9 protein-coding genes are annotated in these 8,854 nt (G+C 69.8%); 4 read left to right on the forward strand and 5 right to left on the reverse strand.

What is annotated here, in order from left to right:
• Positions 1-314: 314 nt before the first annotated feature.
• From E1281_RS14990 to E1281_RS15005, 4 genes are all read right to left on the reverse strand, one after another.
• Complete coding sequence (locus E1281_RS14990) at positions 315-1,085, reverse strand: succinate dehydrogenase/fumarate reductase iron-sulfur subunit (RefSeq protein WP_131878501.1); 771 nt, start codon at positions 1,083-1,085, stop codon at positions 315-317.
• Positions 1,082-3,091: a fumarate reductase/succinate dehydrogenase flavoprotein subunit gene (locus E1281_RS14995; RefSeq protein ID WP_131878503.1), complete on the reverse strand. Its 2,010-nt coding sequence runs from the start codon at positions 3,089-3,091 to the stop codon at positions 1,082-1,084. Before E1281_RS14995 ends, E1281_RS14990 begins: the two co-directional genes overlap by 4 nt.
• A 12-nt stretch (positions 3,092-3,103) precedes the next feature.
• Positions 3,104-3,934: a hypothetical protein gene (locus E1281_RS15000; RefSeq protein WP_131878505.1), complete on the reverse strand. Its 831-nt coding sequence runs from the start codon at positions 3,932-3,934 to the stop codon at positions 3,104-3,106.
• A 462-nt stretch (positions 3,935-4,396) separates the two neighbouring features.
• The gene (locus E1281_RS15005) at positions 4,397-5,002 is read right to left on the reverse strand and encodes a helix-turn-helix domain-containing protein (protein WP_243716967.1); all 606 of its coding nucleotides are present in this window, start codon (positions 5,000-5,002) and stop codon (positions 4,397-4,399) included.
• Between the two features lie 152 nt (positions 5,003-5,154).
• Between E1281_RS15005 and E1281_RS15010 the strand changes: the two genes are divergently transcribed.
• Genes E1281_RS15010 through E1281_RS15020 form a run of 3 tightly spaced genes read left to right on the forward strand, consistent with a single transcriptional unit; the run spans position 5,155 to position 7,465 of the window.
• A complete protein-coding gene (locus E1281_RS15010; protein ID WP_131878509.1) occupies positions 5,155-5,733 on the forward strand; it encodes a hypothetical protein in 579 nt (192 codons plus the stop codon).
• A 5-nt stretch (positions 5,734-5,738) separates the two neighbouring features.
• The gene (locus tag E1281_RS15015) at positions 5,739-6,296 is read left to right on the forward strand and encodes an OmpA family protein (RefSeq protein ID WP_131878511.1); all 558 of its coding nucleotides are present in this window, start codon (positions 5,739-5,741) and stop codon (positions 6,294-6,296) included.
• A gap of 5 nt (positions 6,297-6,301) precedes the next feature.
• Complete coding sequence (locus tag E1281_RS15020) at positions 6,302-7,465, forward strand: OmpA family protein (protein WP_131878513.1); 1,164 nt, start codon at positions 6,302-6,304, stop codon at positions 7,463-7,465.
• A 73-nt stretch (positions 7,466-7,538) separates the two neighbouring features.
• Here the strand turns inward: E1281_RS15020 and E1281_RS15025 are convergent, their stop codons facing one another.
• Positions 7,539-8,387 carry a serine/threonine-protein kinase gene (locus tag E1281_RS15025; protein ID WP_165958937.1) on the reverse strand — a complete coding sequence of 283 codons (849 nt, stop codon included), beginning with the start codon at positions 8,385-8,387 and terminating at the stop codon, positions 7,539-7,541.
• 193 nt (positions 8,388-8,580) lie between these two features.
• On the opposite strand from E1281_RS15025, the gene E1281_RS15030 reads away from it, so the two are divergent.
• Positions 8,581-8,854, forward strand: a 274-nt coding sequence (locus tag E1281_RS15030; protein ID WP_131878517.1) for a hypothetical protein, incomplete at its 3' end; no start/stop codon positions are given.

Here is an 8,854-nt window from a genome sequence, read left to right on the forward strand (position 1 = left end):
AGGTCCCCGGGCTTTCCGTGGCCCCGGGAATCAATCACGGATTCATCACGCGTTGTGTGCACTATTCCCTACTCCCACGGCCGGAGGCGCGCGAATGTTGGACGCGGCGTGTGCGGTCGACAGGCCGTCCAGCGTCCACGGCGTTCAGGGAACGGCGGAACGGCGGGCGGCGGTCCGGGGGCACGCCGCCCGCCGGATTCGGGAACGCCGCATGCCAGAGCGCCGTTCCCGAGGCGGTGACGCGAACGTCCCCCGTCGCGCGGGGCGGCGGGGGACGTTCGCGTAAGCACCGGCCGGCCGGTGCCGGGGTCTGGTCAGGCGGACGGGGTGTCCTGGCCCTTCCTGACGATGCCGAGCTTGCTGCCGAGCCACACCACCGGGTCGTACTTGCGGCCCACGACGCGCTCCTTCATCGGGATCAGCGCGTTGTCGGTGATCTTGATGTGCTCGGGGCAGACCTCGGTGCAGCACTTGGTGATGTTGCAGAAGCCGAGGCCGTGGTCGTCCTGCGCGATGTTGCGCCGGTCGGCCTGGTCCGCCGGGTGCATCTCCAACTCGCCGATCCGCATCAGGAAACGCGGCCCGGAGAAGTTTTCCTTGTTCTCCTCATGGTCGCGGATGACGTGGCAGACGTTCTGGCACAGGAAGCACTCGATGCACTTGCGGAACTCCTGCGAGCGCTCCACGTCCACCTGCTGCATGCGCAGCTCGCCGGGCTTGGCGTCGCCCGGGTCGAACGAGGGGACCTCCCGCGCCTTCTGGTAGTTGTACGACACGTCCGTGACCAGGTCGCGGATCACCGGGAACGTACGGATCGGCGTGACCGTCACCGTCTCGTCCGGGTCGAACGTCGACATCCGGGTCATGCACAGCAGCCGCGGCATGCCGTTGATCTCCGCGGAGCACGAGCCGCACTTGCCCGCCTTGCAGTTCCACCGGACGGCGAGGTCGGGGGCCTGCGTGGCCTGCAGCCGGTGGATGATGTCGAGGACGACCTCGCCCTCGTTCACCTCGACGGTGTAGTCGGCGAGCTCGCCCTCGCCCGCGTCGCCGCGCCAGACCTTGAACTTGGCCTCGTAGCTCATCGGTCGCCCTCCTCGTCCTTCTTCTCGGCGGACGCGGCGGTCGCACCGGAACCGGCCGCGGCCTCCGCCTCCTCCGACTCGACCTCCTCGGCCAGGGCGGCCGGCAGCTCCTCGGCGGTGAGGTACTTCTTCAGCTCGTCGTTCTCGAACAGCCCGAGCAGGTCGTCGCGCATCGGCGTCATCGGCTGCCGCTTCAGCTCGATGCGCGGGGCGGACGGGTCGCCGGCCAGCGAGCAGACCAGGTTGATCTTCCGCCAGTCCGCCGACATCTGCGGGTAGTCGTCGCGGGTGTGGCCGCCGCGGCTCTCCTGCCGCTCCAGCGCCGCCTTGGCGACCGCCTCCGACACCAGCATCATGTTCCGCAGGTCCAGCGCGAGGTGCCAGCCCGGGTGGTAGCCGCGGCCGTCGTCGCCCACCGCGACGGGCTCGACGCTGACGTTCGCGACCCGCTCACGGAGCTTGTCGAGCGACGCGAGCGCCTGCGCCAGCTCCTCTTCCTTGCGGATGATGCCGACCAGCTCGTTCATCGTCTGCTGCAGCTCGGCGTGGACGGCGTAGGGGTTCTCGCCGCCCTCCCGCTCGAACGGGGCGAGCGCCTCGGCCGTGGCCGCCTCGATCTCGGGATCGGTGACCGCGGGACGCTCGGCCAGCCCGTCCACGTACTCCGAGGCGCCGAGCCCGGCCCGCCGGCCGAAGACCAGCAGGTCCGACAGCGAGTTGCCGCCGAGCCGGTTCGAGCCGTGCATGCCGCCGGAGACCTCGCCCGCGGCGAACAGCCCCGGCACCAGCGCCGCCCCGGTGTCGGGGTCGACCTCCACCCCGCCCATCACGTAGTGGCAGGTCGGGCCGACCTCCATCGCCTCCTTGGTGATGTCGACGTCCGCCAGCTCCTTGAACTGGTGGTACATCGACGGGAGCCGCTTGACGATCTCGGCGGCGCCGCCGGGCATCCGGTCGACGACGGTGAGGAAGACCCCGCCGTGCGGCGACCCCCGGCCGGCCTTGACCTCGGAGTTGATCGCGCGGGCGACCTCGTCACGCGGCAGCAGCTCGGGAGGACGGTTGTTGTTGTCGGGGTCGTCGTACCAGCGGTCGCCCTCCTCCTCGGTGGTGGCGTACTGGTTCTTGAACACCTCGGGGATGTAGTCGAACATGAACCGCTTGCCCTCGGAGTTCCGCAGGACGCCGCGGTCGCCGCGCACCGACTCGGTCACCAGGATGCCCTTGACGGACGGCGGCCAGACCATGCCGGTCGGGTGGAACTGCACGAACTCCATGTTCAGCAGCGTCCCGCCCGCCAGCAGGGCCAGCGCGTGGCCGTCGCCGGTGTACTCCCAGGAGTTGGACGTGACCTTGAACGCCTTGCCGATGCCGCCGGTCGCCAGCACCACCGCGGGCGCCTCGAACACGACGAACCTGCCGGTCTCGCGGACGTAGCCGAACACGCCGCAGATCCTGCCGTCGTCGTCCTTCAGCAGGCGCGTCACGGTCGTCTCGGACCAGACCTTCAGCCGGGCCTCGTAGTCGCCGTGCTCGGCGTGGTCCTCCTGCTGGAGCGCGACGACCTTCTGCTGCGCGGTGCGGATCAGCTCCAGGCCCGTCCGGTCACCGACGTGCGCCAGCCGCGGGTACTCGTGCCCGCCGAAGTTGCGCTGGCTGATCTTGCCGTCCTTGGTGCGGTCGAACAGCGCGCCCCACAGCTCCAGCTCCCAGATCCGGTCCGGGGACTCCTTGGCGTGCAGCTCCGCCATCCGCCAGCTGTTCATGAACTTGCCGCCGCGCATCGTGTCGCGGAAGTGAACCTGCCAGTTGTCGTTGGAGTTCACGTTGCCCATGGCGGCGGCGGCGCCGCCCTCGGCCATCACCGTGTGGGCCTTGCCGAACAGCGACTTGGAGATGATCGCGGTCTTCTTGCCCTGGAGGCGCGCCTCGATCGCCGCGCGCAGCCCGGCACCGCCGGCGCCGATCACCACGACGTCGTACGAGTGCCTCTCGATCTCAGTCATGATTCCTTGGCCTCAGTTGAAGATACGCAGGTCGGAGATGGTCTCGCTGGCGACCAGCATCACGTAGAAGTCGGCCACCACCAGCGAGCCCAGCGTGATCAGGGCGTACGTGCCGTGCCGCTGGTTGAGCTTGGACACCCATCCCCACATCCGGTACCGGACGGGGTTCTTGGAGAAGTTCTTCAGCCGCCCGCCGACGATGTGCCGGCACGAGTGGCACGACAGGGTGTAGAGCCAGAGCAGGATCACGTTCCCGACCAGGATGAGCGTGCCGAGCCCGATGCCGAACCCGCCGTCCTTGCCGTGGAAGGCGAGGAGCGCGTCGTAGGTGTTGATGAGGGAGATCAGCACGGCCGCGATGAAGAAGTAGCGGTGCAGGTTCTGACCGATCAGCGGGAAGCGCCGCTCCCCGGTGTACTTGCCGTGCGGCTCCCGGACCGCGCAGGCGGACGGCGACGCCCAGAACGAGCGGTAGTACGCCTTGCGGTAGTAGTAGCAGGTCAGCCGGAACAGCAGCAGGAAGGGCAGCGAGATCGCCGCGAACGGGATCCAGCCGCGGGTGCTCTCGGGCAGGAACGTCCCGAACTCCGCCGCGCTGCCGGTGTGGCCGTTCACCGTCACGTTGTTGCAGATCTCGTTCAGGCACGGCGAGTAGAACGGCGTCAGATAGTGGAACTCCGGGACGTAGAAGGCGGCGCCCCAGAAGGCCCGGACGGTCGCGTACACCACCCACGCCGTGAAGATCACGAATATCGACACCGGATACAGGCGCCAGTTGTCCTTGCGGAGCGTGCGTTCCTTGATCTGGGCGCGCGATTTCGCCGGCGCCTCCACAGTGCTCATCGTTCGCTCTCCTGAGCTCGGGTCGTCGTGTCCCCGTATCACGGTCTGAACGCACCGCGCGACCGCCGCGCCCGGCCGCCGGCCCCTCGCGCCCGAGCCGCCGGCCCGGTGCACGTGAGCCGCCGGTGATGCGTCCCGGCCCCGGGCCGCGTCACGGGCGACCGGAAGCAGTGCCGCATGCGGGCGGTGACGCCTCGTGTGCGCTTCTAGCGAAGCGACCTTACGCCACCCGCCGGGAGCTGTGACATACACAACAAGCAGACCCGCATGTGAGTCTGACCACAGACTTTAACCACCGGACGGCACCGTGACGCCGCCCGCCATCCATAACCACTTGTTATGGCCCAGGGGAATCGAGACGAGCGCACTACGGCATGACCGTCCCCCAGCCCCCACCCACCACCTACCAACGGACGAGCTCCGCTCGACTCTCGCCCTGCCGCCTCCTCCACCGTCCGGGGTCTAGGCGTGGCCGAGGATCTTCCGGATGAAGTGGGCCTCGGCCTCGCTCGCGCGGCCGTTGCCGTACACCCGCAGGACCTCGGCGAGGTCGGGGAAGCGCTCGGCGATGAGCGCGGCGGCGTCCTCGATCTCGGCGGCGGAGGCGACCTCGCGCAGGACGGTCTGGACGAGGCGGGCCGACTCGGCGGGACCTCGTCCGCGGGCGGCCGTGTCATCCCCCTCCCGCTCACCGGACCCGCCGCCCTGCCCGGCGGTCGCGCGGCCGGCGGACGGGACGCGCTCGGGGGTGGTCATGCGCAGCCCGGAGGTCGTCGCCGCGGACTCGGCGCCGATCTCCTCCAGGCGTTCCTTGACCTCGGCGGCGGTCATCGCGCCGAAGCCGGGCGAGGCGACCATCTCCTCGACCGCCATCAACCGGTGCAGGACGGCCGGGTTGCTGATCTTGGCCCGCTGGCCGGACATCAGCTGGGAGAGCATCGGCGCGGACAGGCCGAGCACACCGGCCAGCCCCGACTGCGAGAGCCCGAGCCGGTCGAGGAGCGGGCGGACGCGATCGCCGAGCGGCTCGCCGTACCACTCGGTCTGCAGCGCGCGATTCCGGACCACCGTGTCCCCTGCTACGGACAATCCGACCAACCCCCTTGACGATTCACAGTTGCAAACATAAGATTCGCATGCGCACACGTTGACAGGTCTCCCAAGGTCATGGTGCCACGGAAGTTTTCGTTTGCATATGCGACACATCGGAAGGATCGACCATGCACGTGTCACATCGCCTGGCGACCGCCACGGCCGCGGTGCTGCTTCTCACCGGCGGACTGGCCGGCTGCGCCCTGCCGGGGAGTGACTCCGGCTCCTCGTCCACCGAAGAGCCGGTCGGCGGGTCGGCGGGCGAGGCGGTCAAGGGCGGCCGGCCCGGTTTCGACCAGGCCGCCAAGCCGGTGACGAAGGGGACCTTCGACTCTCCGATCGCACCGGGGGCCAAGATCGACATCGCGATCATGGGCATCAAGGTCAGAGGCAAGCTGGCGACCCTCTCCACGCAGTACACCCCGCACATCCCTCCGGGCGGCGAGGACAACCCCAACCCCTACGAGCTGAACGGCAGGAACGGCCTCGGCACCTCGCTGATCGACCCCGTGAACCTCAAGCGGTACGTGGTCGTCAAGGACTCCAGCGGCGACGAGATGGAGACCGACGACATCTTCACCCACATCGCCAACAACCAGACCGGCACCTTCTCCTACACCTTCGCCGCCCCGCCGGAGAACGTGGAGGCCGTGGACGTGCAGATCGGCGCGTGGCCCACCTTCCGCAACATCCCGATCGAGCGGTGACCGGCATGCACCGGACCATCCTGTTCGCGGGCGTCCTGGGCACGCTCCTGGCCGTGCCGTCGGTGGCCGGGGCCGCGCCGGACGCCCCCGACTCCAACATCGCCAAGTCGGTACGCACCGTCGAGACGGACAAGTCCGTCCGCGGCATCGACCTGTCGAAGGCCGTCGTCCCGCTGGAGACCGAGGAGGACGACGGCCGGCAGGTCACCGTGCGCATCTCGGCGGACGTCCTGTTCGACTTCGGCAAGGCGACGCTCACCGGCACCGCCGAACGGCGCGTCGACGAACTCGCGAAACGCCTGCGCGACGTCGGCGGCACCGTGGAAGTATCCGGCCACACCGACTCGGTCGGCGACGACGACTACAACCTCACCCTGTCGAAGCAGCGCGCCGAGGCCGTCCAGGCCGCCTTGCAGCGCGCCCTGGACGGGACGAGTCTCCGCATCGAAGCGAAGGGCTACGGCGAGACCGAACCCGTCGAACCCAACGAGCAGGGCGGCGAGGACAACCCCGACGGCCGCGCGAAGAATCGCCGGGTGGACATCACCTACGAGAAGGACTGAAACCCGTGAACCGCACCTTACGCATCATGGCCGCGGCGCTGCTCGCCGGACCGTTCCTCTCCTCATGCGGGGACGGCGACCGCCCGAACGACAACGCGGGCGGCGCCGCCAAGCCCTCCGCATCGCCCACCACCGGGCAGCCCACCACCGGGCAGCGCTCCCCCGGGCCGGAGCCGGCGAGCTGCCCGAACGGCGGTGAGCTGATCGAGGCCGTGGAGATCTCCGCCGTGCACGCCGACCCCGTGCACATCCCCGAGGCGACGATCAGCGGCCGGAAGATCCCGGCCGCGACGATCCCGGGTGTTGACATCCCCGCCCAGCGCATCCCGGCGCAGTGCGTCGACCTGAAGCCCGCCCCGGGCGGCTGCCTCGGCGCGGTCGCCATCCCGGGAGTCTCGATCCCGGGTGTGAAGATTCCCGCCGTGACGATTCCCGGTGTCAAAGCGCCGGGGATCGAGGTCCCGCCGGTGACGCGCGCAGAGGTCTCGCGCCACGCCGTGTCGCGTTCTCCCGTCACCCGGCATGAGGTGTGCCAGAGCAAGCCGTCCGAGGAGGGGCAGTACGTCAGCTCCGTGTACCGGGCCTCCCTCTACCGCAGTTCCCTCTACCGCAGTTCGCTCTACCGGAGCTCGCTCTACCGCCCACGCACCTGTAATGACAAGGGCGAATGCATCCCGGCGGTCAGTGTCCCCGGCGTGTCGGTGCCGGAGGTCAGCGTTCGCGGGGTCAGCGTTGCAGGGGCGTCCCTCAAGGCGTACCGGGCCGGGCCCGGACAGGTCATCGAGGGCGACGGCAGCATCGCGTACAACATCAAGGCGGACGTCCTTTTCGACTTCGGCAAGGCCGACATCAAGTCCGACGCCGCGAAGAGCCTGACCGATTTGGCCGCGTCGATCCGCAAGGAGGTTCCGTCCGACGCCCCCATCCAGGTCGACGGCCACACCGACTCCAAGGGCGACCCCGCGTCCAACAAGACGCTGTCGGAACGCCGCGCCCAGGCGATCGTCGACTGGCTGGCCACCAAGGGCGGTATCGACCGCTCCCGCCTGAAGGCGACCGGCTACGGCGAGACGAAACCGACCGCCCCCAACACCAGGCCGGACGGCTCCGACGACCCGGACGGGCGGGCCAAGAACCGCCGAGTGGTCATTTCCGCCGCCCAGTCCTGACGCCCCTGGCCCCTCACGCCCGAGTTCACGGCGCACGGTTTCGTGACGGGTGGGCGTGTGACGGGTGAGGTGGTCAGCGGGGTGGCGGGCCCAGGTGGTCGAAGATCTGGAGGGGCTCGCCGTCGAGCGTGCGGACGGGGAACTGCAACTGGAAGCCGCACGCCGCCAGGGCTCGGCGGGCGGTGTCGGGGCTGTCCGGACGCCGGGCCGGGTCCTCGGCGCACAGGTGGGCGACCACGGCCCACAGCCTCGGCGGCACCCCCGCGGGGGGCGCCCCCACCCGCTGCCGCGGTTCGGGGTCGCCGGCGCCGGTCAGCATCCGCCAGCAGACCATGCCTGCCGCGTACAGGTCCTGGCGCGGTCCCGGACGGTTCCAGTCGAGCACCTCGGGCGCGAGGTATCCCGGCGTCCCCACGGTGAAGCCCGTCGTGGTGAGCCGCATCCCGTCGTCCTCCAGCGCGATCCCGAAGTCCGCCAGCCGGACGTGCGGTGCCCCGACAGGGCTCGGCTCCAGCAGCAGGTTCGCGGGCTTCACGTCGCGGTGCACCACCCCGGCCCGGTGGATGTGCCCCAGGGCGGCCAGCAACTGGTCCAGGACCTCCGCCGCGTACGCCGGTGGGAGCCTGCCGTAGTCCCCGATGAGCGTCTCCAGCGAGCCGCCGCTCACCAGGTCCATCGCGAGGAGCATGTCGTCGTCGGTCGTGCAGGACGCGTAGGGCGTCAGCACATGCGGATGCGCCAGCCGCAGCGCCCGTTCGCGGACGACCCGGGCCATCGACGTGGGACCGCGCTGCTGGACGAGCTTGGCGGCGCAGTAGCGTCCCACCCCATGGTCGTACGCCCGCCACACACGGCTCGTCCCTCCGACCCCGATCCGGTCGAGCATGGTGAACCGGCCGCCGATCACCCATCCCCCGCTCACGGCGACGATCGTACGGAACGTCGGGACCATCCGGCGGCGATCGACCACGACTTTCCGCCTTTTTGTGAACACAACGGACGCGTCACGGGTCCAACAAAGTGGAGGCGCGCGCTCCCCGTGAATCACGCGCCTTCCTAGACTGACGAACGACGCGAACCAGGCGCCCTGACAGGGCCCCGCCGAGACGGGACCGATGAGCGACAAGAACCCCGACCGCGACGACCTCGCGGGGGACGAGGACGCCCGCACCACCCCCTCAACCACCCCTCCGGACACCGGTGACGCCGACTCTCGGCAGGAGACCGCCGCCAAGGACACCGCCGCCGAAGACGACCCCGAGCAGAACGCCACAGACCAAGGCACCTCCGAGGGCCGCCGCGACACCGTAGGCGAAGACGCCGACGGGGATGGCGACCCCGACCAAGAGGCCACGGATCAAGCCGGTACCGGGCAAGTCAGTACCGGGC

It is taken from the genome of Actinomadura sp. KC345, from assembly GCF_004348515.1.
In the GTDB taxonomy this organism is placed as follows: domain Bacteria; phylum Actinomycetota; class Actinomycetes; order Streptosporangiales; family Streptosporangiaceae; genus Spirillospora.